Source organism: Methyloparacoccus sp. NF-16 (assembly GCF_056880625.1).
On sequence record NZ_CP174130.1, the window covers coordinates 1,314,036 to 1,337,577 of the forward strand.

Consider the following 23,542-nt stretch of genomic DNA (forward strand, 5'->3'; position numbering starts at 1 on the left):
GCGGCATCCGCTAGCGCTTCTCGCGAAAGCGGATGCCGAGCGAGTTCAGCTTGCGGTAGAGATGGGTGCGTTCCAGCCCGATGGCGGCCGAGAGCCGCGCGACGCTGCCGGCGTACTTGTCGAGGTGAAATTCGAGGTAGGCCTTCTCGAAACGCTCCCGGGCCTCCTTCAACGGCAGGTTGTAGAAATCGGGTAACGGCTGTCGCCCGCCGGCGGATTCGACCACCGGTTCACCGACCGCCAGCTTGACCTCTTCCAGTTCCACTTCCTCGCCATTGCCGAGGATCAGCAGGCGCTGAACCAGATTCTTGAGTTCCCGGATGTTGCCGTGCCAGGGATAGTTGCGGAGAAAGTTCTGCGCCGCCACCGGGAACTTGCGGAACGGCAGTTTCTCGCGGCTGACGAAATAGTCGACGTAGAACTTGAGCAGGTCGGGAATGTCCTCGCTGTGCTCCTTCAGCGACGGCACCTTGAGCGAGACCACGTTCAGCAGGTAGTAGAGCTCGGCCCGGAAACGGCCGCTGCGGACTTCCTCTTCCAGCGATTTGCAGGTGGAGGCGATGATGCGGACATCGACGTGCAGCAGCTCGGTTCCACCGACCCGGGAAAAGGAGTTGGATTCCAGTGCGCTCATCAGCCGCACTTGGGTTTCCGGCTCCATGTGCGCCACCTCGTCGAGAAACAGCGTGCCCCCGTGGGCCTGCTCCAGCAGCCCATGCTGGATCGTCTCGCCATCGACGCGGCCGAAGAACTCCACTGCCGAGTTGCTGCTGGCGATGGTGCCGACGCCGACATCAATGAAGGGACCCTCGCGCCGGGAGCTGTTGGCGTGCAGGTAACGGGCCAGGGTTTCCTTGCCGGAGCCCGGCTCGCCGATCAGCAGTACCCGGGCGTCGTGCTGGGCCAGCCGCCTGATCTGCTCGCGCAGGCGCTCCATCACCAGGCTTTTGCCGATCGGCTCCACCGGTACGTCCATGCGCCGCTTGAGTCCCAGGTTTTCGCGTTTCAGTTGCGCGGTTTCCAGCGCCCGCTCGACGGTGACCAGTAGCTTGGCCATCGACAGCGGCTTCTCCAGGAAGTCGTAGGCGCCGAGGCGGGTGGCCTCGACCGCCGTTTCGACGGTCGCATGACCCGACATCATCACCACCGGGCACAGGTCGTCCTCGCGCAGCCAGTCCTTCAGCAGGCTGATGCCGTCCTCGTCGGGCATCCAGATATCCAGCAGGATCAGGTCGGGGTGGTGCTCCAGACGCAGGGTGCGAGCCGTGCCGGCGTTCTCGGCCGCGTGGATGATGTAGCCCTCGTCCTCCAGGATGTCCTGCAACAGCTGGCGGATATCCGGTTCGTCATCGACCACCAGGATGGTTTTTTGATTCATGCGCTGTGTTCACCTTTGGCCTGGAGTGGCGCCACCGGCAGTTTGATGAGGAAGCGGGCACCGTCCGAATAAGTCATGTCCAGGCGGATCTGGCCGCCCAGCTCCTCGATGATCCGCTTGATGATGGCCAGTCCGAGACCGGTTCCCTTGGTTTTCGTCGTCACGTAGGGCTCGAAGATACGTTCCGCCCGGTCGACCGGGATGCCGGGACCGTTGTCGCTGACCGAAATTTCGACGTGGGCATCGACGGCGCGAGTCGTAATCCTCATTTTACCTGATTGTCCCTGGGGCATTGCTTCCTGAGCATTCTTGATCAGGTTGTGCATGACCTGCCGCAGCTTTACAGGATCGGCCTGGACAACGGGCAGGTCCCCGGCCAGCGTCAGTTCGAAGCCGATGCCGGAAGCCGAGGGATACAGCCCGGTGACCTCCTCGATCAGGGTGTTCAGCGCCACCGGGCGCAACTGCGCATGGCCGGGCTTGGCGTACTCGGCGAAGGCGTTGACCATGCTCTTCATGGCTTCCACCTGCTGGACAATGGTTTTCGTCGATTTTTCCAGCACTTCGAGCTCGCCATCGCGCAGGGTCTTGGCCAGCTTGTGCCGCAGCCGTTCGGCCGAGAGCTGGATCGGCGTCAGCGGATTCTTGATCTCGTGCGCCAGGCGCCGCGCCACCTCGCTCCAGGCGTTGCTGCGCTGCGCCTGGATCAGGGTGGTGACATCATCGATGACCAGAACCGTGCCGACGGTTTCACCGGCCGGGCCGAGCAGGGGCGTGCCCCGACACAGCAGTTCCTGGTGACCATCGGGGCCGATCAGGCTGATCTCCTCGCGCCAGCCCCGCTCGCCGCCAGCGTTCAGGTGCGGCGCCAGCTTTTCCATCAGCGGCAGAAGATGCGGGTGGGCGCCGCCGAGCACCTCCAGCGGCCAGCCGAGATACTGGTGGAATTCCGCGTGCAGCACGCTGTTGGCCGCCTGGTTGGCGGTCTGCAGATGTTGCCGGGCGTCCAGCCCGATGACCGCCGACGACAGGTTGGCCAGCACCGTCTCCAGATAGGCGTGCTGCCGCTCGACTTCGCGCTGGGAACGCTGGGCCTCGTCCCGGGCCTGGGCGATCTTGTCGGTCATGGCGTTGAAGGATTCGACCAGAAAGCCCAGTTCGTCCCGGTGCCGGACCGGCAGGCGCATTTCGTAGTCGCCCTCCGCCAGCGCGCGGGTGCCGACGGCCAGCAGGCGGACCGGCTCGATGATCCGGCGGATGCTGAGAAAGGCCGCCCAGATGGCCGCCAGCAGGCTGAGCAGCAGCACCAGCGACAAGGTCAGGCCGAAGGTCAGCTTCAGCGAGTTGCGCAGGAAGGTCAGTTCCTTGTAATGGAGATACGCCGATTCGACCGTGTCGGTGAGCGCCGCCAGGCGCAGCGGTACCGGATAGATGGCCTGCAGGAAAATGGCGTCCTCACCAATCAGCGAGACCACGGCACGTATCTGCATGCCCTCCGGCTGTGCCGGTTCCAGGCCGACATAGGGCTTGCCCTGCCGGACCTGGACCATGATGCCGATCTCCGGCAGGTCGGGCAGGATACTGTCGGTCTGCGCGCCGCTGACCGCGATCACCTGGCCCTGGCGGGTAAAGAGCGTCAGTTCGGCATCCTCGCTTTCGTTGAGTTCGCTCAGCCGCACCGACAGCAGCGAGATGGGCGAGGTGGCAAGCTGCTCGGCGGTCCGCTCGGTCTGGGTGAGCAGGCTGCGCATGCGCTCGTCCAGGGCGTTGCGGCCGAGTTGCAGGGCATCTTCCATGGCATGGTCGATACGCACGTCGAACCAGCTGTCGATGCTGCGGTCGAGGAACTGCATCGAGTAGTAGAAGACGATCGACGCCGGTGCCAGGGTCAGCATGCTGAACAGGAAGATCATCCGCGACGTCAGGTGCGAGCCGGCCTCGCGCTTGCGCAGCTGGCGCACCAGCCAGACGGCGTTGACGACCACCAGTCCCAGCAGCAGCAGCGAGGCCAGCGCGTTGATCAGCACCAGTCCCGAGTACAGTTCGCTCAGGCGGGAAGCGTCCTGCGTCGCCGAGCTCATCAGGTGCAGGGACGCCACGATCGCCACGAACAGGGCGATGATGGAGGCGGTCAGGGGCGGTTTCAGGGTTCCAGCGGCCATTCGAACGGGGGGCTGTCGAGCTGCCAGTTCGGTGCCAGATAGGCAACTACCCGCAACGGCAGCGGCAGTGATTCCACATCCAGCCGCAGTTGCAGGCAGGCGCGGTAGCGCTGCCGGGGCTCCAGCCGGTAGTCGGCGCCGATCTGCCAGCCGCGGAGCCGGCTGAGCGTTTCCAGCATGGCGGCGAGGCCGGCGAAGTTCTGTACCGCGCCGCTGACCTGGTCGGCAATCTGGTAAGACTTGGCCAGGGGGTGATAGCGCAGCTCGATGCGCCGTTCCTCCTCGGCAATGGTTTCGGCGAACCAGAACGGACGCTCCCGACGGATGGCGAACTGTACCAGCAGCGTCAGCGGCACGCCGTTTTCCAGCGCCTCCAGCATGGCGGGCTTGAATCGGTAACTCACGTCCGCGCTGATGCTGCTGGTGTCGTTGCGCCGGCTCAGGCTGGCGCTCTGGATGAAGATGCCGTAGGGCTCCTCTGCCATGGCCACCGGCAGCGCCAGCATCGCGGCCAGAGCCAGCAGCAGGACTTTCAGCGGCATGGGGTGTCCGGTGTCTTGCTCAGCCGGGCATAGTAGAAGCCGTCCATGCCCTCGCTCGCCGTCAATATCTGCCGCCCGTGGTGGACCGCCACGCCCCAGTCGGCCGTGATCGGCTGTTCCCGCGCCGCGGGATGGTCCCGAAGGAAGCGGGCGATGGTCTGTTCGTTTTCCTGTCGCAGGACCGAACAGGTGGCATAGACAAGTTCCCCGTCCGCCGCCAGCATCTGCCACGCCGCTGCGAGGATGCGCTGCTGCTGGCGGGCGAGTTCGTCGATGTCGGCTGCCTGGCGGAGAATCTTGATGTCGGGATGGCGGCGGATGACGCCGGTGGCCGAGCAGGGGGCGTCGACCAGGATGCGGTCGAATGGCCGTCCGTCCCACCATGCCTCGGGCCGGGCGGCATCGGCGGCGATCAGCCGGGCGTCGAGTCCGCAGCGGTGCAGATTGTCCCGGATCCGCTGCAGACGCTCAGGCGCGATATCCACGGCCACCAGCTCCGCGAGGTCGGGGCAGGTTTCCAGCATGTGAACGGTCTTGCCGCCGGGAGCGGCGCAGACATCCAGCACGCGCTGGCCGGCGCGCAGGTTCATCAGGCCGGCCGCAAGCTGCGCGGCACCATCCTGCACCGATACCAGGCCCTGGTCGAAGCCGGGGATGGCGTCGACCGGCAATGGCTGCTCCAGCGTCAGCGCCGAGCTGCAGTAACCGGCCGCGCGAGCCGGAATGCCTTGCCGGGTCAGTTGTTCCAGGTAGTCGTCCCGCGCAATCCGCAGGCGATTGACGCGCAGGGTCAAGGGCGCCGGTTCGTTGTTGTGCTGCAACAGGTCGGCGCAGGTCTCGGGCCAGTCCCGTTGCAGCCACTCGACCAGCCAGGCCGGGTGGGCCGTGGCCGCGGCAAGGTCTGTCGCGGCCAGTTCCTCGAGCCTGGCCTGTTCGCGCTGGTAACTGCGCAGGATGCCGTTCAGCAGGGGCCTGGCCCAGGGACTCGCCGCCGCCACCGTTTCGCCGACGGCCGCATGCGGCTTGACGCGCATGTCCCGCAGCTGGAACAGGCCCAGCAGAGCCAGGGTGCGCACCCGGGCATCCTTGATCGGCTTGCGGGTCAGCAGTGCCAGGATCTTCGTCAGCCGGAAATAGCCGCGCAGCACGCCATAACCGAGCGCCTGCACAAAGGCGCGATCATTGGCATTCGGTATCAGGGCGAGGGTCGATTCCAGCCGTGCCGTGAGGGATTGGCCGCCCTCGATGACATCGACGAGGAGATCGGCGGCGAGTCCCCGGGTGTTCAAGGACATGGGCCCAGTCGCAGATCGGAGCGGGGGTTTGCATTGAGGAAGTCCCGGGCGCTGATGCGTTTGCCGCCCGGCAGCTGGATTTCCAGCAGTTGCAGGGTACCCTGGCCGGTGGCGACTTCGAGTCGGTCGGCCACGATCGCCAGCATGCCGGGCGCTCCCCGGGACGCCTGATCGATGGCCCGGGCGCGCCAGATGCGCAGCGTCTGGCCGTCGTAGCGGGTTTCGGCCACGGGCCAGGGGTTGAAGGCACGGATCTGCCGCGCCAGTTCCTGCGCGGGGCGGGACCAGTCGAGGCAGGCCTCTTCCTTGCTGATCTTGGCGGCATAGGTCACCTGCGTCTCGTCCTGGAGCACCGCCGCAGCGGCACCCGACGCGATGAGCGGCAGGGCTTCCATCAGCGCCTCGGCGCCCAGCAGGGCCAGGCGGTCATGTAGTTCCCCGGCGGTTTCGTCCGTGCCGATGGGCGTGGCCTTCCTGAGCAGCATGGGGCCCGCGTCCAGGCGCGGCTCGATGGTCATGATGGTTACGCCGGTCTCCGGATCACCGGCCTCGACGGCGCGCTGGATGGGCGCCGCGCCGCGCCAGCGCGGCAACAGCGAGGCATGGATGTTGACGCAGCCGAGGTGGGGCAGTTCGATGACGGCCTTGGGCAGCAGCAGGCCATAGGCCACCACGACCATGAGGTCCGGCGCCAGGCGGGCCAGCTCGTCCTGGGCCGCCGGATCCTTCAGCGTTTCCGGCTGGAACACCGCCAGATTGGCGGCCTGCGCGACCGCTTTGACGGGGCTGGGGGTCAGCTTGCGACCACGCCCTGCCGGACGGTCCGGCTGGGTGTAGACGCCACACAAGGTATGCCCGGAGGCGATGAGGGCCTTGAGGGGAGGGACCGCGAATTCCGGGGTGCCGGCAAACAGTATCCTCACGCCACACCACGCAAGCGTGGCGACTCGTGCCCGGCCTCGCGCTGTCGCTGCTCCTTCCTGACCTTCTTGCGCGCCAGCTGGCGCTTGAGGGGCGAGAGGTAGTCGACGAACAGTTTGCCGTCGAGGTGATCCATTTCATGCTGGATGCAGACGGCCAGCAGACCATCGGCCTCCAGCTCGAAGGGCTGGCCATCCCGGTCCAGGGCCTTGACCCGTATTTTCTCGGCCCGCTTGACCTTTTCGAAGACACCGGGTACCGAAAGGCAACCCTCGTCGGATTCCTCCTCGCCCGTCTTCATGATCAGTTCCGGGTTGATGAAGGCCTGCGGGCTGTTCTTTTCCTCGGAGATGTCCAGCACCAGGATGCGCTGCTGCACGTTGACCTGGGTGGCGGCGAGGCCGATGCCGGGCGCGGCGTACATGGTCTCGAACATGTCGTCGATCAGCCGCCGGGTGCCGGCATCGACGGTTTCGACGGGTTTGGCCTTTTTCCGCAGACGCTCGTCCGGAAACTCGAGTATGGTTAGGATAGCCATGGCATGGGATCTGTTCAGGTATCTGAATTTAGCGAGGGATTCTAACGAATCCCCCACTTCTTTGTATCGATCGGATTGAGAGACCGCTGTCATCGGCAAGTTCCGGTCGGGCCAGCAGCACGGGAGGTAGGACAGTTGCGGAGGAGAACGGTGCAATCGTGCCTTGAGGGCTTTGCCTGCCGTTTTGGCTTGGCCGCCTGGCTGCTGGCCGTGTCCAGCGCTGGCGCGGTCGAATGGAATCCCGAACGCCCGGAGGCCTACCGCGTGGTCGAGGGCGATACCCTGTGGAGCATCGCCGGGCGCTTCCTGCAGCGGCCCTGGGACTGGCCGCAGGTCTGGCGGGGCAATCCCGGCATCGAGTGTCCGGACCGCATCTATCCGGGCGACCTGATTGTCGTCGAGGGCCGTGGCGGAGCGCCCCATCTGCACCTGCAGGGGGTGGCCAGCGAACGTCTCAGCCCGCATATCCGTGTCACGCCGCTGGCGAATCCGGTGCCGGTGATACCGCTCGATGCCATTCGCCCATTCCTGAGCCGGCCGCAGGTCATCGAGGCGGAGGCCCTGGACAGCCTGCCCTATGTCGTCGATCTGGCCGAGGAGCATGTGATCGGCGGGCCCGGTGACCGCTTCTATGTGCGCGCCATTCCCCAGCCCCGGCCGGTCGACTACACCGTGTTGCGGCCGGGGGAGGCCTATCGCGAGGGTACGACGGGGGCCATTCTGGGGCATGAGGCGATCTACGTGGCCGATGCCGTCCTGGAGCAGGCCGGCGATCCTGCAACCTTGATGGTCAAGCGGGCGCAACGGGAGGCGCGCATCGGCGACCGGCTCCTGCCGACCCAGCCGCTCGAGATCGGTACCGGCTTCTACCCGCATGCGGCCCGCGCCGGGCTCCGGGGCCATATCATCAGCGTGCTGGACGGGGTCAGCCAGATCGGCCAGTTCTCGGTGGTGGCTATCGACCGGGGCCAGGCGGACCGGGTGCAGGTCGGCGATGTGTTCGAAATCTGGCAGAAGGGCGAAGCGCTGCGGGACACGATCAGGCCGCAGTTCGGCGAGAAACTGGTGGGCCCCGAGCAAAAGGCCGGCGTCCTCATGGCCTTCCTGATCTACCGCCGGGTCAGTTTTGCCCTGGTCATGCAGGCCGAGCGTTTCCTGCACGTGATGGACAGCATCCGGGCGCCCTGATGGTGGCCGTCACCGATGTCGATGCCGACGCGCTGCGTTTCTGGCTGGCCCTGCACCGGGCGCCGCTCATCGGTAACCGACGCTTTCACCGCCTGCTGGCGCATTTCGGCACACCCCGGGCGGTCTTCGCGGCGGGGCGGCCGGTCTGGGAAGCGCTGAACCTTCCCGCCCGTTCCATCGATTATCTGGCGAAGCCTGACTGGGCGCGGGTCGATGCCGACCTGGCCTGGCTGGCGGCCGGGGCCGATCGGCGGCTGCTTACCCTGGCGCATCCCGAGTATCCCACCCGGCTGCGGGAAGTCGATGATCCCCCGGCGCTCCTGTTCGTGACCGGGCAGGCGGCGGCGCTGGCCGGGCCATTGGTGGCCGTCGTCGGCAGCCGCAGTCCCACGCCTGCCGGCCTCAAGGCGGCCCGCGAGCTTTCCCAGGCGCTGGCGGCGGCGGGGATCGGCGTGGTCAGTGGCCTTGCCGTCGGTATCGATGCGGCGGCCCATCAGGGCGCCCTGGCCGGCGGTGGCGTCACGCTGGCCGTTGCCGGCACCGGCCCCGACCAGGTCTACCCGCGCTACCACGCAAAGCTGGCCGCCGAGATCGTGGCCGGCGGCGGTGCCCTCGTCAGTGAATATCCGCCGGGAACGGGACCCCTCGCGGCCAATTTTCCGCGCCGCAACCGGATCATCAGCGGCTTGTCCCACGGCACGCTGGTGGTGGAGGCGGCGCTGCGTTCCGGTTCCCTGATCACTGCCCGGCTGGCGCTGGAGCAGGGGCGGGACGTGTTCGCCGTGCCGGGCTCGATCTACAGCCCCCAGGCGTGCGGCTGCAACGCCTTGATCCAGCAAGGCGCCAAGCTGGTGCAAACGGTGGCGGACATCCTGGAGGAGTTGCCGGCCGGGATATGCCTGCGGCCGGATCCCGGCTCCGCTGGCGAGTCTGGCGCCATGCCTGGCGAGCCATCCGGCATCCTGAAATATATTGCTTATGAACCGGTGACTGTGGATACTCTTGTCGCCGCCACGGGTCTGTCCGCCGACCGTATCAGCACGGAATTGCTGGAGCTGGAGCTACAAGGAGCGGTGAATGCCCTGCCCGGTGGAGCCTATATCCGGGCCGAATGACCGGGACTGGCGCCCTCTGAACAGCATGAGCCCTCAATGAAAGAAAACGTTTTCGACGTTCTGATCTACCTCTTCGAAAAATTCCTCGACGACGATATCGATATGCAGCCGGATGCCGAGGGCGTCCGCAGCGACCTGCTTGAAGCGGGCTTTCCCCAGGGTGAAGTCACCAAGGCTCTGGACTGGCTGGATACCCTGACGCACCGGCACGAGGCGCCGGTGGTTTCCTCTCCCTCCTTTCGCGTGTTCTCGTCAGCCGAGATGGCGCGGCTGGATGCCGAGGGGCGCGGTCTGATCATGTTTCTCGAGCAGTGCGGCATCCTCACACCGGCCAGCCGGGAACTGGTCATCGACCGGGTGATGGCCATCGACGAGGAGCGGCTCACGCTCGAGAACCTGAAGTGGATGATCCTCATGGTGCTGTTCAGTCAGCCGGACGAAGAGCTGGCCTTCGCCCGCATGGAGCATCTGGTATACGGCAACCTGCCGGCCTATCTGCACTGAACCGGCCTGCCGGCGCGGCTTGCAGCCCTTCGTTTCCCTAATTCCCACGCATTGACCGTCACCGATGAGTCGCAATCTCGTCATAGTCGAATCGCCCGCCAAGGCCAAGACCATCGAAAAGTATCTCGGCAAGGACTACCAGGTCTTCGCCTCGTATGGGCATGTCCGTGACCTGGTGCCCAAGGAGGGTGCGGTCGATCCAGACAATGATTTTGCCATGCGCTACGAGCTCATCGAGCGCAACGAAAAACACGTCCAGACCATCGCCAAGGCGGCCAAGCAGGCCGATGCCCTGTTTCTGGCCACCGACCCGGATCGCGAGGGGGAGGCCATTTCCTGGCACATCCACGAGATTCTCAAGGAGCGCAAGCTGCTGGGCGACAAGCCCGTGCACCGTGTCGTCTTTCACGAGATCACCAAGCGGGCGGTGACCGAGGCCATCGAGCACCCGCAGCAGCTCTCCGGTGATCTGATCAATGCCCAGCAGGCCCGGCGCGCGCTAGATTACCTGGTCGGCTTCAAGCTCTCGCCGCTGCTGTGGAAAAAGATCCGGCGCGGTCTGTCGGCCGGGCGCGTGCAAAGCCCGGCCTTGCGCATGATCGTCGAGCGCGAGCAGGAGATCGAGCAATTCGTCAGCCGGGAGTACTGGACCCTGGTGGCGGACGCCGCCAGCGAGGGGCAGCCTTTTGCCGCCAGGCTGACGCATCTTCGCGGTGAAAAGCTCGAACAGTTCAGCCTCACCCAGGAGACGCAGGCCTTCGGCGCCCGTGATGGGTTGCTGGCTGCCGCCCGGGGCAGGCTGACCGTCAGCAAGGTCGAGGAAAAGGAGCGCAAGCGCAATCCTGCCGCGCCATTCACCACCTCGACCCTGCAACAGGAAGCCTCGCGGAAACTCGGCTTCACCACCCGCCGCACCATGACGGTGGCACAGCAGCTGTACGAAGGTATCGACCTGGGTGGCGAGTCGGTTGGCCTGATCACCTACATGCGTACCGATTCGGTCACCTTGGCCAATGATGCCGTCCAGGAGTTGCGCGAGCTGATCGCCCAGCGTTTTGGTGCCGACAACGTGCCGGCGACACCGCCACAGTACAAGACCAAGAGCAAGAATGCCCAGGAGGCGCACGAGGCCATTCGTCCAACCTCGGCCTTCCGCGTGCCGGAACAGGTCAAGTCCTTCCTGAGCCCGGACCAGTTCAAGCTCTATTCGTTGATCTGGAAGCGGGCCGTGGCTTCGCAGATGATCCATGCGACCATCAGCACTGTCGCCGTGGACCTTGCCTGTGGCCAGGCAGGCGAGGGTGTTTTTCGCGCCAACGGTTCGACCGTGCTGGCGCCGGGCTTCATGACCGTCTATCTGGAGGGGCGTGACGACGCGGCGCCCGCGGAGGAAGAAGAGGGGTTCCTGCCCAAGTTGAAACAGGGGCAGGTGGTGGATCTGGTCGATATCGCCGCCCTCCAGCATTTCACCGAGCCACCTCCCCGCTATACCGAGGCCAGTCTGGTCAAGGCCTTGGAGGAATACGGTATCGGTCGGCCCTCCACCTATGCCTCGATCATTTCCACGCTGCAGCAGCGCAAGTATGTGGAACTGGAAAACAAGCGCTTCCATCCCACCGATGTCGGTCGTATCGTCAACAAGTTCCTGACGGAGCACTTCACCCGCTACGTGGACTACAACTTCACGGCGCACCTGGAGGACGATCTGGACGCCGTGTCGCGGGGTGAAAAGAACTGGATCCCGCTGATGCGGGAATTCTGGGGGCCGTTCAGCAGCCTCATCGAGGACAAGGATGAGAGCCTCAAGCGTGCCGATGTCACCCACGAGGAGATGGACGAGGCCTGCCCGGAATGTGGCAGCAAGCTGTCGATCCGGCTGGGCCGGAACGGCCGCTTCATCGGCTGCACCAACTATCCGACCTGCAAATACACCCGCAATCTGAAGGATGATGGTCCCCAGGCCGCGCCGGAAATCGTCGAGGGGCGGACCTGTCCCAAGTGCGATTCGCCACTGGTCATCAAGAGCGGCCGTTACGGCAAGTTCATCGGTTGCAGCGGCTACCCGGCCTGCAAGCATATCGAGCCGCTGGAGAAGCCCGAGGACACCGGGGTCGGCTGCCCGGAATGCGGGAAAGGCAGCCTAATCAAGCGCAAGTCCCGGTTCGGCAAGCTGTTCTACTCCTGTTCGACCTATCCCGACTGTTCCTATGCTGTCTGGAATCCGCCGCTTGCCGAGTCCTGCCCGAATTGCGCTTGGCCGGTGCTGACCCTGAAGGTTACCAAGCGCAGGGGCGCCGAAAAGGTTTGTCCACGCAAGGAGTGCAGTTATGCCACCCCCTTCGAGGGACCCTTGCCGGCCGACCATCCGGATGGGCCGGCGGCTTCCGCCTGATTGCCAGGCAGGCGCGATGACCGGCTCGCTCACGTGTCGTCGCCTTGACAGGCCAGTGCCCCACCCCTAGCATTCCCCGATTTTTTCAACGGCATCCCCACTCGCGATGGAGCGGGCGCCGCCTTCCGATGCGTCCCATGACTGCCACCGAAACCACAGCTCCGCGGCCCGACTTTGCCAGCATCCGACGCCTCGTCGAAGAACCCATGCAGGCGGTTGACCGGTTGATCCTTGACGAACTGCGGTCCGAGGTCGTGCTCATCAACCAGATCGGTCATTACATCGTCAACAGCGGTGGCAAGCGCCTCCGCCCCATGCTGTTGCTGCTGGCGGCCGAGGCGATAGCCTGTACCCAGCCGCACAAGGTGACGCTGGCGGCGGTGATCGAGTTCATTCACACCGCCACCCTGCTCCATGACGATGTGGTTGACGAGTCCACCCTGCGGCGCGGGCAGGAAACGGCAAATGCCCTGTGGGGAAATTCCGCCAGTGTTCTGGTCGGCGATTATCTGTATTCCCGCTCCTTCGAGCTGATGGTCAGCGTGCGGAGTCTCAGGGTCATGGAGATACTGTCCCGCACCACCACCGCGATCGCCGAAGGCGAGGTGCTGCAGCTGCTCAATTGCAACAATCCCGCGACCACCGAAGAGGATTACCTCAAGGTGATTTCCCGCAAGACGGCCATCCTGTTCAGCACGGCGGTACAGCTGGTGGCGGTGCTGGCCGAGGCGCCTGCCGCCATCGAGCAGGGCCTGAAGGATTATGGCCTGCATCTCGGCATAGCCTTTCAGCTCATCGACGACGCGCTCGATTACCGCGCCAAACCCGAGGAACTCGGCAAGAACCTGGGCGATGATCTGGCGGATGGCAAGCCGACCTTGCCGCTTATTTATGCCATGGCCCATGCCGATGCCGCGCAGGCCGAGATCCTGCGTCATGCCATCGAGCAGGGTGACCGCGACGCCTTCCGCGATGTCTTTGCGGTGGTCCAGGCCACGGATGCCATTGCCTATACCTCGCGGCGCGCCGTGGAAGAGGCCGACAAGGCCGTGGCTGCCCTGACGGTATTGCCCGACTCGGTCTATCGCCAGGCCCTGATCGATCTGGCCCGGTTCTCGGTCGAGCGCAATTTCTGAGCGCCTGTTTGGCATTGGCGGGCGTGATCTTTTGCGTATTTCAGCGTTGAGTTGAAGCGCGGCAGCCTGTATAATGCGCAGCTTGAATCCGCTGTTGCATGATTCGCTTTACAGCGATTCGGTCCGTTTCAGGCGGGGTGTAGCTCAGCTTGGTAGAGCGCTACCTTCGGGAGGTAGAAGTCGGAGGTTCGAATCCTCTCACCCCGACCAATTCATATGTAATAACCCACCATGTGGGTGCTCCTTGCCTAAGGCATGAAGGTCCCGGGCCCGATGGGTCTCCTTCATGGCTGCGGTCCCTCTGATTTTCCACCAAAACAGGATTCTCTCCCCATCTGGCTGGAATCCGGCATTCGTTTCGCCACAAGCATCCGGTCGTGGATGGATCCTTCGATCCAGGTTGGCCTGTGAGTCGAAGCTTCAGGCGCTCGTCGGGATGGATGCGAGGGGGGGATGTTGCCGCTTATGGCGTGGCCACGAACGGCCGCCATTGTGCAGCAGGGAATGGCGGAAGCGGTGAGATTCGAACTCACGGAGGGGGTTGCCCTCGGCAGTTTTCAAGACTGCTGCCTTAAACCACTCGGCCACACTTCCGACGATACAGCTTCATGGCAGGAGGTCCGTGGTTGTGACCTTTGCCTTCGTCTGCCGGGTCCCGTTCGCTGTGGAGACCGCCGGGCAGGGCCGCAAAGCATACCCGAGAAATGTGCGCGCTACCAGAGTGGATGCCCGCACCCCGGGCCGGCAGGGGTTGCCATCGCGTCGGTCTCAGGCACTCGCCGACCCGCTGATTCCGGGGTGTCACGGGAGTGATTTCCCTTGTGACCCCCTGTTGAGTCTGAAATAATCCCGTGCGTTCGCGCCGGCACGTCCTGCCACAGGCCGGCCGGGGCGGGCACAAAGTACTTTGTCGTTCCAGAAGAGATGGAAATAACATGATGAATGTAAAGCCTTTGAAGGGTCTGTTGCTGATCGCGGGTCTGGTCGTTGCCGGTGCTTCCCTGGCTGGCGAACCCACCGCCGAAATTGGCGAAAAGATCTATACCCGCGCCTTCGGTCGGGGTTGCGGCACCTGCCACGATGTTCAGCCCAACCCCAATCTGTTCGAAAGCGTGAACAAGCTGAGCAAGGAAGAGCTGACCAAGGTTCTGGTCGAAGGTCGTAACGCCATGCCCAAGGCCATGGATCAGATCATGGCGCTGGGCCCCGTCAAGAGCGCAGGCCTTACCCAGGATCAGGCTATCGACGCGCTGATTGCCTATCTGAAGGCGGGCAAGAAGTAAGCCGGTCGCGTTGACCCCCCATAAACGCCGGGCTTCCGTGCCCGGCGTTTCGTACCGTGCGCTGCGCGAGGGCGGCTGCATGGCGGAATTCCCATCCCTGATGGCATCAACCCTCTTCTTGTCTGGTCAAGCCTAGCTGTGGAGGCAAGTCTGTGCTGAGTCGGTCCTGCGTCCCATTCAGTCAAGAGTTTCCGGCTGCCCGGGTATCCCTTTTCCCTCTGGCGCTGGCGGCATTGTATTTCAGCGGCTGCGCCACATCGACCCCAGCGGTCTCGCCGACGAGTATTGCCGCCCGCGCGGGCTCTGGCCGGCCGGCCACGGTGAGTCTCGGGCCGCGCAGAGGCAACCCGGCCATGACATCCTCGCCGATCTCGGCCGTCAGCTATCTTCCCGAGCTCAACTTCGGCGATGCTTCCTTTACCACTGCTGCCATGATCGATCGTGTGGTGGCCCGCCATCGGCAGCAGCAGGCCGAGCTGGACCGTAATCGCCTGCGGGGGGCATCGGCGAAAAAACGGGGCGCCCTGGCGCACGCTGGCCGGAGTCGCAAGGGGCAGGCTCTGCCTGACGCCGGCCACCTGGCTGCCAATGGTTCGGGAGCCGCGGGTGATGCCTGCGCGAGTGCCATGGCCCGGCCCGCAAGCCATGCCGGGATGCGCGGTTCAGCAAGTGCGAGGCGGGGTTGTTTCCTGGCCGCTACTGCGCCGGCGGACGCGCCGGACATGGCCATGGTGCAGCGGACCTCCTGGCGTCAGGGCGATGTCTGGAATGCCGTGCGCGGTGGCCTGGTTCTGCCGGGCGTTCAGCATGAGTGGCTGGATGCCTATCTTGAACAGTTGCGGCAGCGACCGGGTTCGGTCGACTTCCTCCTGGCCCGCGCCGAGCCTTATCTGCCATACCTGCTGGACGAGATCCGTCGTCAACGGCTGCCCAACGACATCGTCTTCGTGCCCATGGTCGAGAGCGCCTTCCAGACCACCGCCATTTCCAGCAAGCAGGCGGCCGGGTTATGGCAATTCATCGCCAGTACCGGCCAGCAGTATGGTCTCCAGCTGACCGAGGACTACGATGGCCGCTTCGATACCCATCCCGCCACCCAGGCCGCATTGAAGTACCTGAGCCATCTCAACCGGCTGTTCAATGGCGATTGGCTGTTGAGCTTCGCTGCCTACAATGCCGGCGAGGGCGCCGTGCAGCGGGCCATTCAGGCAAACCGTCAGGCCGGGGGCAGCGGCACCTTCTGGGAGCTGGAACTGCCGGCCGAGACCCGTCAGTATGTCGTCAGGATCGTCACGCTGAGCAAGGTGGTTGCCAATCCGGCGGCCTACGGCTTCAAGCCGCGCCATGCGTCCCCGCGCAACACCCTGGCACGGATCGAGACTCGCCCGGATGTCACCGTGGCGGAACTGATTGCCCGCTCCGGCATCGCGCCCGACGAGTTCTACAGGCTGAATCCGGCCTACAAGCCGGATGTCGAGCCGCCGGTGCAGGCGCGCAATTTCCTGCTGCCGCTGGAGCAGGCGGAAATTCTCATGGCGGCCAATCTGCCGGGCGCCAAGGTCTTCGCCCCGCGCAAGGTGGTCGTGAAGAAGGGGGAGACCCTGACCGCCATCGCCCGCCGGCATGGCATACCGGAGATGAAGCTGGCCGAGTGGAACGGTCTCTCGCCGAGCGCACCACTCAAGCCTGGCCAGGAAATTCTGGTATTGGGGGTCTGATCAGCCGATGGAACCGGTCAAGCATTCCACGACGAGCGGCAAGCCCGTCAGGCTTCATCCAGGCCGCTTGCTGCTTCTCCTGCTGCTGAATGGTCTCGCTTCAAGCGGAGTGGCCGAGGAAATCGGCTCGGTCAACTATCGTTTCAAATGGCTGGGTCCCAGCGACAAGATCGTGGTCGAAGCCTTTGACGATCCGCAGGTGGCCGGTGTCACCTGCTACCTCTCGCGGGCGGAGACCGGCGGCGTCAAGGGGCTGATGGGACTGGCGGAAAACCCGCCCAAGGTGTCGCTGGCCTGTCGCCAGATCGGTCCCATCGACGCGGTTGCCGTGACGCGGCTCAAGGACGCCCAGGAAGTGTTCAGCGCCCGCGCCTCGGCGATTTTCAAGACGACCCAGGTGGTGCGCTTCTATGATGAAAGGCGCGCCGTTCTGGTCTACCTGACCTATACCGACCGCATCATTGATGGCAGTCCCGAAAACGCCATCAGCATCGTGCCGGTACGCTGAGCCTCGGGTCGTCGCCGGCAAGACCCTGTCCCGGTCGGTCACCGCCGTTTCCGGGATGCCGTCGCAGGGTTCGAGCGAGCGGAACCGGGCGCTTGCGATCCTCTGCCGAGCAACGGGCCGGGCCGGTCATCACCATCAAGGTCCAGGACAGGCTCTGTCACCCCGGGCGGGCCCTTGGGCTCTCGCATCGATGATCGGGTCAACCGCCGCGTGAGTCCTTGCCATGAACATCACCGTCCGACGCGTTTATGACCGGCCTGTCAGGGAGGATGGTATCCGGGTTTTGGTGGATCGCCTGTGGCCGCGTGGCCTGTCGAAGGCCAGCGCCGAGATCGATGTCTGGATGAAGGAGCTGGCCCCTTCCTCCGCACTTCGCCAGTGGTACCGGCACGACATCCAGAAATGGCCCGAATTCAAGGCGAAATACGTTGCCGAACTCGATGCGAATCCCGAAGCGCTTGGCAATCTGATCGAGCTTGCGACTCGCAACCCGGTGGTCCTGCTGTACGGAGCCCGCGAAGCGCGATGCAACAATGCCTCCGTCCTGAAAGAGTATCTCGAGGCCAGGTTAAGCGGGGCATGGCCGGCAGCTGGCCGGCTTTCATGACGGCGGCGTGAGGTGCGCCACGACCCCGGCGATCTTCGTCAGGCATGCGCCAACGCATGCGCAGATCGCCACTGCGGTTTCCATTCACCGATTTGTATCGGCGCGTATCGGATTTTTCACCGGATACAGACCGATACATAAAGGCCGGATCAGGCCGATGACAGCGTGACCGGTGGCAGTCAAAAATCTCCCCGCAAGCAAGGCCCGATCGTCGGGCGATTCTTACATTCGTGCCGGTGGAGAGAAAATGGAAAGCTCAAGCAAGATGTTGCGCAGGCTGTCGTTCGCGGTCGGCCTCCTGAGCCTCGGTGGATTGTCGGCGGCCTGGGCGCATGGTCCCACTTGGCCCATGCCGTATCCCCCCGCGCCCGGCATCTCCATACAGTTGCCGCCCGTCATGGTCGGGGTACCCTTTGCCCCGCTGCCGCCCCCACCTCCCGTATATTGGGGCGGGGGGATGCATCACCACCACCATGATTGGCACCCTCCGCATTACCATCACCCGCATCGGGGCCATCATCATCACCATGGCCGCTGGCATTGATCATTTCGGCATCGGGCCGGCAGGGACAGGGCAAGCGCCGGAGATGGCCGGTGCGGCAGGTGGTGGACGCCTGGCTAGCGCCTGAACCGGGAGGTAACGATGGATATCAAATCGGTGCGACAGGACTGGCAGCAGCGCGGGTTCACCTGCGATCTGTGGGTGGACCCGCCGGGTCAGCGCTGGGAGAGCTATGTGCACGCCACCGATGAACGGGTGATGGCCGTCGAGGGTATGGTCGAATTCGAGGTGGCGGGCATCGTCCATCGTCCTGCTCCGGGCGTGGCGCTGCGCATACCGGCAGGCGTGCTGCATTCCGTGCGTAACCGCGGTCAGTCGCCGGCCCGGTGGCTGTAGGGCTATGGCCGGCGTCGCACCGGGCCGGGGATATCCTGCTTGATCCTCCCGGCTGGGGGAGTATCCCCGCTGTGTGATCAGGGCGCCGAAACGCCAAGGCGTGGGCCGACGCGCGCTGTGGCGTTCGGGTCCAGCGTTGCGGGTTTCGTCGGCATGTCGTCCGCGCGCTGGTCAGACATCCAAGCTGTTGATGTCGTCATCGTCGCCATCGACGGCCCAGTCATCCAGGCTGGCCGGCGAATCCTCGCCAAGGCGGTTGTCGAAGCCGGCCTCCTGGCCGGCGGGGCTCATGTCTCCGCCATAGTAGTGGTTGATGGTGACGTTTTCCGGTGCCATGTGAGCATCCTGGGGGCTCGCTTCACTGAGCCCATGACCGGCGCCCGGATGTTGCCCCAACAGGCTTTCGAGGCCGTGAAACAGGAAGGCGCCGCCTGCCACGCCCGCGGCCGTTGCCGCGGCGGCGCCGAGGAAACTGCCGAAGCCACCCCCCATCGGCGTCGATCCCGGCAGGGGATTGGCGCCGGTGCCAGACGCCGGCTGTCCCGCCCGCAGCAGCGGGGCGGAGCCCGTCGTGGTGGGGTGTTGTGCCCAGGGGTCATGGCCGAGAAAACCGCCGGGCGCCGCCGTCAGACCGCTGTTCCGGGCCCGGCGGAGCTGGTCTTCCAGCTGCTCGATACGGGCTTGGGCGGCCCGCAGCCCCTGTTCCTGCAGTAGCGCCTTCTGAACCAGCAGGTACAGGGCATCGGGCTGGATCTGTGCGGCGCGGGCGATCAGTTGCTCGGCTTCGGGGTCCTTGGCAAGGCCGCGAATGTTTTCCAGCTGCGCCAGAAATTCGGTCAGCAGCTTTTTTTCGTCGGGATTCATCATGCGGGACGGAGAGGGTTGCTGGGGGTTGGGAGAATCAGTCTTGCGTGGACAGCGTCACGGCATGGGATGTATGGCGTCGATCCTGCTATTCAAGGGGCAAGCCGGCAACGCTGGCACGCGTGATCTCGCCTTGACGAGGCGGGATTGCCGTTCATTTCGGCGCGGGGTACCCGTCGGCGTCATGTCGGGCGCCTGAAACAGCCACCCGGTCAGTCATTCGGGTAGCGTTTTTCCCAGGCATCCAGCAGGATGGCGACCAGCATGTCGCTGAGCACGTTGACGGCCGAGCGGAGGCGGGCCAGCAGCCAGTCCACCGGCGCGATCAGGGGGATGGCTGCCGCTACAACGGTTTCCGGCAACCCGGCGGCGCTCAGCACCAGCGGCAGGACGATCAGCCCGGCTTCGGGGACACCGGCGATACCCATTCCGGCCAGCAGCGCGGCCAGGGCGACCTGCAATTCCTGGCCGAATTGCAGGTCGCTACCCAGTGCCTGCATCAGGAACAGTGCGGTCATCACCTCGTAGAGGGTGACGCCGTCATTGTTGAAATTCGTGCCGGCACAGGCGGCGAGCCGCGCCGAGCGATCGCCGACACCCAGGCGCTTGAGGCAGCGCAGGGTGACCGGCACCGTCGCCAGGCTGCTGTTGGTGGAGAGCCCGGTCAGTATCGCATCGGCTCCGTGTCCGAGGTAGGCGCGGGGCGGTTGTCTGGCGACCAGCCAGGCCATCAGGGGGTAATAGACCAGCCCATGCAGGATGAGGCCGAGCGCGATGACGCCGAAATAGCCGGTGAGATCGGCGAATATCCCCAGTCCAGCCTTGCCCACCGCCTGGGCCACCAGGCCCAGTACCGCCAGAGGTATGAACCGGACCAGCCAGCCGAGAACCTGGCTCAGGACCGCGTAGAACGCGCTGATCGACCCTGTCAGCGGTGTCAGGTCGATGAGGTCGCCATTGCCCGGTTGACGCCGCAGGCGGGCAATGGCGGCACCGAACAGCAGTGCCAGCAGCACCACGCCGATCACGTTACCGTTCAGGATGGGATCGAGCAGACTTTGCGGGACGAGGCTGCCGAGACTTTGCAGGGGCTCCAGCGAAGTCTTGGGCAAGTTGCTCGCCGGTGCCGTTGGCGGTGCACTGATCCTGGTCATCAGCTCGTCGAGGTGACCCCGCCAGGCCAGCCCGGGCTGGAGCAGGCGCATCAGGCTGAGTCCGAGCGCGAGCGCCACCGTGACATTGAAAAGGCAGATGCATATCAGGCGCCTGCCACTGCGTGCCGAGATGGGATGCCGGACGAAGGCGTCGAGGATGCCGAAGAGGATCAGCGGAATGGCCAGAGCCTTGAGCAGGCGGATGATCAGCAGGCCGATCTGGCCGAGATCGGCGTTACCCAGCCCCCGGAGATAGGGCTCGGAGCCGCCGGCAACGCCGAGGATCATGCCCAGTAGCAGGGCGAGCAGAACCCGCACGGAAAGTGGCCAGCGGGCAGGGTGCAGGCTCATGGCCATTGCTGCGGGGAGAGCGGTTACCGTCGCGCCGTGGCGGCAGCATGGCTCGCCGGGACAGGATGGGCGCGGGTGCTGGGCATGGATAGCCGGCGGCAACGCGCCCGTCAACCGGCGATCTAGCCGGTGCGACGCTGGTCAAGTTCGCGGTGCAGGGCGCGGAACTCCTCGCTCAGCTTGTGTTCCGGCACGTAGTGGATCAGGGGGCGCGAGAGGCTGTGCGACTCCCGCACCTTGACCGAGGGCGAGAGCTTGGTATCGAGTACCGGCTGGCCCTGGTTGAGCAATTCATCGACCAGCTGTTGCGGCAACTTGGCACGGGTCTGGAACTGGTTGACGATAACGCCCTCGATTTCCAGGTCGGGATTGTGGTCTGCCCGGATTTCTTCCAGTGCATTCAGCAGGTTGTAGAGCGCCTCGCGCGAGAAGGCATCGCAGTCGAAGGGGATGAGGCAGCTGCGGGCGGCGATCAGCGCCGATCGGCTGTAGAAATTGAGCACCGGTGGCGTGTCGATGTAGACGCGCTCGAAGCTCGTCAGGCTCTCCAGCGCCTCGCGCAGTTTGTAGATCTTGTAGCGCGATTCCAGTCGCGATTGCAAGGGTTCCAGTTCGGGGTGCGAGGGCAGGACATGCAGGTTGGGATAAGGCGTTTCGTGGATCAGATCATTCAGGTGGTCGCCCTGGCCCTTGCCGAACAGGTTCAGGCTCAGCGATTCCTTGAAGAAGTGGGCGATGGTGGCGTCGGCATCGGCAACCTTGTCGCCGAGCAGGTAGTGCGAGGAGTTGCCCTGGACGTCCAGATCGATGACCAGGGTTTTCCTGCCCTCCGCTGCGCTGATGGCCGCCAGGTTGCACGCGATCGTGGATTTGCCCACGCCCCCTTTCTGATTGAATATCACCCTGCGCATTCGGTATTCCCCGTTGGATTGGTGCCTCCGAAGTATAAGCAAAAATCCAACCCTCCCCAATGCCCTCCCTCGCGAAGGATGGGCGCGGCGGGTTTCAACCGGCCTGTTTCCAGAGGCAATGGCCGCCGCTGGCCTTGTCGATGGCTTCGAGCCGGGCGGCATGGGCGGCCAATTCCGCGTCCGTGCAGCGAAGTATCTTCAGCGGCAGGCGTTGACGCGGTCTGGTTGCCGCGAGGTCCATCGGTTGCGCCGCGCCAGGCCCCGGCTGGGGCAGCGGCTCGGGTTCCAGCAGCAGGGTGGTCTGGCCGCCGGTCATGGCCAGGTACACCTCGGCCAGGATTTCGGCGTCCAGCAAGGCACCGTGCCGGTTGCGGTGGGTATTGTCGATCCCGTAGCGCTTGCACAGGGCATCCAGGCTGTTGCGCTGGCCGGGATGTTTCTTGCGGGCCATCAGCAGCGTGTCGAGAATCGCGCAGTAATCGCCGATGGTTTTGTAGCCCGCGGTGAGCCGGTTCAGCTCGTGGTTGAGGAAGCCGACATCGAAGGGGGCGTTATGGATGATGAGTTCGGCCCCGGTGACGAAGTCGATGAAGTCCTGGACGATATCCGCAAAGCGCGGCTTGTCCGCCAGGAAGTCATTGCTGAGGCCATGCACCGCGACGGCACCGGCGTCGACTTCCCGCTCCGGATTGAGATAGACGTGAAAGCGGCTGCCGGTCAGCTTGCGATCCAGCAGTTCGACGCAGCCGATTTCGATGATGCGGTGTCCCTGCGCCGGTTCCAGACCGGTCGTCTCGGTATCCAGGATGAGTTGTCGGGCCATGATCAGGAACCTTGCTTGCGGGTGGTCAGGATTTCGTCGATGCCGCGATTGGCCAACCGGTCGGCCCGCTCGTTCCCGGGATGGCCGGCGTGTCCCTTCACCCAGCACCACTCGACCCGGTGCGGTGATTGGACCGCTACCAGCTGTTGCCAGAGATCGGCATTTTTGACCGGGGTGTTGCCGGCAGTACGCCAGCCCTTGCGTACCCAGTTGGGCAGCCACTCGGTGATGCCTTTCATCACATAGGTGGAGTCGGTGGTGATGATGGCCGCGCAGGGGCGCTTGAGCGCCTGCAGCGCCTGGATGGCCGCCATCAGTTCCATGCGGTTGTTGGTGGTATCGGGCTCGCCGCCATAGAGTTCCAGTTCGCGGCTTCCGCAGCGGAGCAGGGCGCCCCAGCCGCCGGGGCCGGGATTGCCGCGGCAGGCGCCATCGGTATAGATCTGCACGGATGTCATGTCGTGGTGCGGTTGGGGTTCAGTTGCGGTGTTTCGATCAGTTTGCTGGTTACCAGCTGGCTCAGGGATGACCATTCCGGCTCGATGGGGATGAGGGTATAGCTGCGCTTGATGGCCTTGATCGCATAGGCCAGTGAGAGGCCCGCCTTGACCTCTTCCCAACCCGTTTGCGGATTTCTCAGCGCCTTCTCGCGCAGGCTGTCGAAGGCCGCCACCAGTTCGGCGTCGAATTTCAGCAGGCTCAGCCAGTCCAGCAGGTGATGGCCGGCGATCAGCCGCGCCTTCCAGAACGAGTCGCGCTGGCCCAGCTTCAGCAGGCGGCGGGGGCTCCAGGGGTTGAGGCCGAGGATGAACAGCCGGCCCTCGGGCTTCAGCACCCGTTCCGCCTCGCGCAGCACCTGGTGGCGGTCGGAGACGAACTCCAGCACGTGCGGCAGCAGCAGGATATCCATGCTTTCGGTCGCAAAGGGCAGGGCGCCGGCGCTGCCCTGCACAAAGGTGGGAAAGCTTCGCGGCCCCTGCCGGTCGAGCAGGGCGAACCCGCCAACGAAGTCGGCATCGATGTAGCGGCTCTCGCAGCCGAGCCGGCCGACCTGCAGCGTCCGGGTGCCGTAGGCCATGTTGAGGTTCGTGCGGAGATACGTGGATTCAAGGGCTTGCAGCGCTTGTCCCAGACTGGCCACGTGATACCATTTGAGGAACTCGTGTCGAGAATGAGGGTTGGCCGATTGCATTTTTACTTGTGTATACGGCGCGTCAACGCGTTCAGGACTGGTTCAACCCGACAAGATGAGGG

22 protein-coding genes and 2 tRNA genes are annotated in these 23,542 nt (G+C 64.6%); 11 read left to right on the top strand and 13 right to left on the bottom strand.

What is annotated here, in order from left to right; all coding sequences use genetic code 11:
- Positions 1-10 precede the first annotated feature (10 nt).
- Genes ACH5N8_RS06305 through def form a run of 6 tightly spaced genes read right to left on the bottom strand, consistent with a single transcriptional unit; the run spans position 11 to position 6,836 of the window.
- Complete coding sequence (locus tag ACH5N8_RS06305) at positions 11-1,378, bottom strand: sigma-54-dependent transcriptional regulator (RefSeq protein ID WP_460027563.1); 1,368 nt, start codon at positions 1,376-1,378, stop codon at positions 11-13.
- The gene (locus tag ACH5N8_RS06310; protein ID WP_483282931.1) at positions 1,375-3,540 is read right to left on the bottom strand and encodes a sensor histidine kinase; all 2,166 of its coding nucleotides are present in this window, start codon (positions 3,538-3,540) and stop codon (positions 1,375-1,377) included. The genes ACH5N8_RS06305 and ACH5N8_RS06310 overlap by 4 nt, the downstream gene beginning before the upstream one ends.
- Positions 3,522-4,082 (bottom strand): DUF4390 domain-containing protein, encoded by a 561-nt coding sequence (locus tag ACH5N8_RS06315; RefSeq protein ID WP_460027565.1) that lies wholly within the window; start codon positions 4,080-4,082, stop codon positions 3,522-3,524. Before ACH5N8_RS06315 ends, ACH5N8_RS06310 begins: the two co-directional genes overlap by 19 nt.
- Positions 4,073-5,377: a 16S rRNA (cytosine(967)-C(5))-methyltransferase RsmB gene (gene rsmB / locus ACH5N8_RS06320; protein WP_460027566.1), complete on the bottom strand. Its 1,305-nt coding sequence runs from the start codon at positions 5,375-5,377 to the stop codon at positions 4,073-4,075. Before rsmB ends, ACH5N8_RS06315 begins: the two co-directional genes overlap by 10 nt.
- Positions 5,368-6,300 carry a methionyl-tRNA formyltransferase gene (gene fmt, locus ACH5N8_RS06325; RefSeq protein ID WP_483282932.1) on the bottom strand — a complete coding sequence of 311 codons (933 nt, stop codon included), beginning with the start codon at positions 6,298-6,300 and terminating at the stop codon, positions 5,368-5,370. The genes rsmB and fmt overlap by 10 nt, the downstream gene beginning before the upstream one ends.
- Positions 6,297-6,836 (bottom strand): peptide deformylase, encoded by a 540-nt coding sequence (def, locus tag ACH5N8_RS06330; protein WP_483282933.1) that lies wholly within the window; start codon positions 6,834-6,836, stop codon positions 6,297-6,299. The genes fmt and def overlap by 4 nt, the downstream gene beginning before the upstream one ends.
- Before the next feature lie 150 nt (positions 6,837-6,986).
- Here def and ACH5N8_RS06335 point away from each other — a divergent pair, with 150 nt between their 5' ends.
- The 6 genes from ACH5N8_RS06335 to ACH5N8_RS06360 all read left to right on the top strand — a co-directional run bounded on the left by ACH5N8_RS06335 (position 6,987) and on the right by ACH5N8_RS06360 (position 13,381).
- A complete protein-coding gene (locus tag ACH5N8_RS06335; protein ID WP_483282934.1) occupies positions 6,987-8,024 on the top strand; it encodes a LysM peptidoglycan-binding domain-containing protein in 1,038 nt (345 codons plus the stop codon).
- The gene (dprA, locus tag ACH5N8_RS06340) at positions 8,024-9,139 is read left to right on the top strand and encodes a DNA-processing protein DprA (protein ID WP_483282935.1); all 1,116 of its coding nucleotides are present in this window, start codon (positions 8,024-8,026) and stop codon (positions 9,137-9,139) included. Before ACH5N8_RS06335 ends, dprA begins: the two co-directional genes overlap by 1 nt.
- 36 nt (positions 9,140-9,175) lie before the next feature.
- Positions 9,176-9,643 (top strand): Smg family protein, encoded by a 468-nt coding sequence (locus ACH5N8_RS06345; RefSeq protein WP_460027571.1) that lies wholly within the window; start codon positions 9,176-9,178, stop codon positions 9,641-9,643.
- Positions 9,644-9,707: 64 nt separating this feature from the next.
- Entirely contained in the window at positions 9,708-12,035 is a 2,328-nt protein-coding gene (topA, locus tag ACH5N8_RS06350; protein WP_483282936.1) for a type I DNA topoisomerase, read from the top strand.
- Positions 12,036-12,172: 137 nt separating this feature from the next.
- Complete coding sequence (ispB, locus tag ACH5N8_RS06355) at positions 12,173-13,171, top strand: octaprenyl diphosphate synthase (protein ID WP_483282937.1); 999 nt, start codon at positions 12,173-12,175, stop codon at positions 13,169-13,171.
- 133 nt (positions 13,172-13,304) lie between these two features.
- Positions 13,305-13,381 (top strand) — tRNA-Pro (locus ACH5N8_RS06360).
- A 295-nt stretch (positions 13,382-13,676) separates the two neighbouring features.
- Here ACH5N8_RS06360 and ACH5N8_RS06365 read toward each other — a convergent pair.
- Positions 13,677-13,765, bottom strand: a tRNA-Ser gene (locus ACH5N8_RS06365).
- 341 nt (positions 13,766-14,106) lie between these two features.
- Between ACH5N8_RS06365 and ACH5N8_RS06370 the strand changes: the two genes are divergently transcribed.
- The 5 genes from ACH5N8_RS06370 to ACH5N8_RS06390 all read left to right on the top strand — a co-directional run bounded on the left by ACH5N8_RS06370 (position 14,107) and on the right by ACH5N8_RS06390 (position 18,185).
- The gene (locus ACH5N8_RS06370; RefSeq protein WP_460027574.1) at positions 14,107-14,454 is read left to right on the top strand and encodes a c-type cytochrome; all 348 of its coding nucleotides are present in this window, start codon (positions 14,107-14,109) and stop codon (positions 14,452-14,454) included.
- A gap of 353 nt (positions 14,455-14,807) precedes the next feature.
- Positions 14,808-16,172, top strand: coding sequence for a transglycosylase SLT domain-containing protein (locus ACH5N8_RS06375; protein ID WP_483282938.1), 1,365 nt, complete (start codon positions 14,808-14,810; stop codon positions 16,170-16,172).
- 7 nt (positions 16,173-16,179) lie between these two features.
- Complete coding sequence (locus ACH5N8_RS06380; protein ID WP_483282939.1) at positions 16,180-16,680, top strand: CreA family protein; 501 nt, start codon at positions 16,180-16,182, stop codon at positions 16,678-16,680.
- 223 nt (positions 16,681-16,903) lie between these two features.
- Positions 16,904-17,287 (top strand): DUF488 domain-containing protein, encoded by a 384-nt coding sequence (locus ACH5N8_RS06385; RefSeq protein ID WP_483282940.1) that lies wholly within the window; start codon positions 16,904-16,906, stop codon positions 17,285-17,287.
- Positions 17,288-17,930: 643 nt separating this feature from the next.
- Positions 17,931-18,185, top strand: coding sequence for a cupin domain-containing protein (locus tag ACH5N8_RS06390; RefSeq protein WP_483282941.1), 255 nt, complete (start codon positions 17,931-17,933; stop codon positions 18,183-18,185).
- Between the two features lie 171 nt (positions 18,186-18,356).
- On the opposite strand, the gene ACH5N8_RS06395 is transcribed toward ACH5N8_RS06390, so the two are convergent.
- The 6 genes from ACH5N8_RS06395 to ACH5N8_RS06420 form a co-directional block, all read right to left on the bottom strand.
- Positions 18,357-19,052: a DUF2076 domain-containing protein gene (locus tag ACH5N8_RS06395; RefSeq protein WP_483282942.1), complete on the bottom strand. Its 696-nt coding sequence runs from the start codon at positions 19,050-19,052 to the stop codon at positions 18,357-18,359.
- 209 nt (positions 19,053-19,261) lie between these two features.
- A complete protein-coding gene (locus ACH5N8_RS06400; RefSeq protein ID WP_483282943.1) occupies positions 19,262-20,554 on the bottom strand; it encodes a dicarboxylate/amino acid:cation symporter in 1,293 nt (430 codons plus the stop codon).
- Positions 20,555-20,676: 122 nt separating this feature from the next.
- The gene (locus tag ACH5N8_RS06405; protein ID WP_483282944.1) at positions 20,677-21,465 is read right to left on the bottom strand and encodes a ParA family protein; all 789 of its coding nucleotides are present in this window, start codon (positions 21,463-21,465) and stop codon (positions 20,677-20,679) included.
- Between the two features lie 94 nt (positions 21,466-21,559).
- Positions 21,560-22,288, bottom strand: a complete 729-nt coding sequence (dnaQ, locus tag ACH5N8_RS06410) for a DNA polymerase III subunit epsilon (RefSeq protein ID WP_483282945.1) — start codon at positions 22,286-22,288, stop codon at positions 21,560-21,562.
- Positions 22,289-22,290: 2 nt separating this feature from the next.
- A complete protein-coding gene (gene rnhA, locus ACH5N8_RS06415; protein WP_483282946.1) occupies positions 22,291-22,746 on the bottom strand; it encodes a ribonuclease HI in 456 nt (151 codons plus the stop codon).
- Entirely contained in the window at positions 22,743-23,366 is a 624-nt protein-coding gene (locus ACH5N8_RS06420; protein ID WP_483282947.1) for a class I SAM-dependent methyltransferase, read from the bottom strand. Before ACH5N8_RS06420 ends, rnhA begins: the two co-directional genes overlap by 4 nt.
- Positions 23,367-23,542: the final 176 nt, after the last annotated feature.

Excerpts from the sequence above, each read along its gene's own strand:
- ACH5N8_RS06305 (WP_460027563.1), bottom strand. The coding sequence starts at position 1,378 with ATGAATCAAAAAACCATCCTGGTGGTCGATGACGAACCGGATATCCGC.
- ACH5N8_RS06310 (WP_483282931.1), bottom strand. The coding sequence starts at position 3,540 with ATGGCCGCTGGAACCCTGAAACCGCCCCTGACCGCCTCCATCATCGCC.
- ACH5N8_RS06315 (WP_460027565.1), bottom strand. The coding sequence starts at position 4,082 with ATGCCGCTGAAAGTCCTGCTGCTGGCTCTGGCCGCGATGCTGGCGCTG.
- rsmB (WP_460027566.1), bottom strand. The coding sequence starts at position 5,377 with ATGTCCTTGAACACCCGGGGACTCGCCGCCGATCTCCTCGTCGATGTC.
- def (WP_483282933.1), bottom strand. The coding sequence starts at position 6,836 with ATGGCTATCCTAACCATACTCGAGTTTCCGGACGAGCGTCTGCGGAAA.
- dprA (WP_483282935.1), top strand. The coding sequence starts at position 8,024 with ATGGTGGCCGTCACCGATGTCGATGCCGACGCGCTGCGTTTCTGGCTG.
- ACH5N8_RS06345 (WP_460027571.1), top strand. The coding sequence starts at position 9,176 with ATGAAAGAAAACGTTTTCGACGTTCTGATCTACCTCTTCGAAAAATTC.
- topA (WP_483282936.1), top strand. The coding sequence starts at position 9,708 with ATGAGTCGCAATCTCGTCATAGTCGAATCGCCCGCCAAGGCCAAGACC.
- ispB (WP_483282937.1), top strand. The coding sequence starts at position 12,173 with ATGACTGCCACCGAAACCACAGCTCCGCGGCCCGACTTTGCCAGCATC.
- ACH5N8_RS06370 (WP_460027574.1), top strand. The coding sequence starts at position 14,107 with ATGATGAATGTAAAGCCTTTGAAGGGTCTGTTGCTGATCGCGGGTCTG.
- ACH5N8_RS06375 (WP_483282938.1), top strand. The coding sequence starts at position 14,808 with ATGACATCCTCGCCGATCTCGGCCGTCAGCTATCTTCCCGAGCTCAAC.
- ACH5N8_RS06380 (WP_483282939.1), top strand. The coding sequence starts at position 16,180 with ATGGAACCGGTCAAGCATTCCACGACGAGCGGCAAGCCCGTCAGGCTT.
- ACH5N8_RS06385 (WP_483282940.1), top strand. The coding sequence starts at position 16,904 with ATGAACATCACCGTCCGACGCGTTTATGACCGGCCTGTCAGGGAGGAT.
- ACH5N8_RS06390 (WP_483282941.1), top strand. The coding sequence starts at position 17,931 with ATGGATATCAAATCGGTGCGACAGGACTGGCAGCAGCGCGGGTTCACC.
- ACH5N8_RS06395 (WP_483282942.1), bottom strand. The coding sequence starts at position 19,052 with ATGATGAATCCCGACGAAAAAAAGCTGCTGACCGAATTTCTGGCGCAG.
- ACH5N8_RS06400 (WP_483282943.1), bottom strand. The coding sequence starts at position 20,554 with ATGAGCCTGCACCCTGCCCGCTGGCCACTTTCCGTGCGGGTTCTGCTC.
- ACH5N8_RS06405 (WP_483282944.1), bottom strand. The coding sequence starts at position 21,465 with ATGCGCAGGGTGATATTCAATCAGAAAGGGGGCGTGGGCAAATCCACG.
- dnaQ (WP_483282945.1), bottom strand. The coding sequence starts at position 22,288 with ATGGCCCGACAACTCATCCTGGATACCGAGACGACCGGTCTGGAACCG.
- rnhA (WP_483282946.1), bottom strand. The coding sequence starts at position 22,746 with ATGACATCCGTGCAGATCTATACCGATGGCGCCTGCCGCGGCAATCCC.
- ACH5N8_RS06420 (WP_483282947.1), bottom strand. The coding sequence starts at position 23,366 with ATGGCCTACGGCACCCGGACGCTGCAGGTCGGCCGGCTCGGCTGCGAG.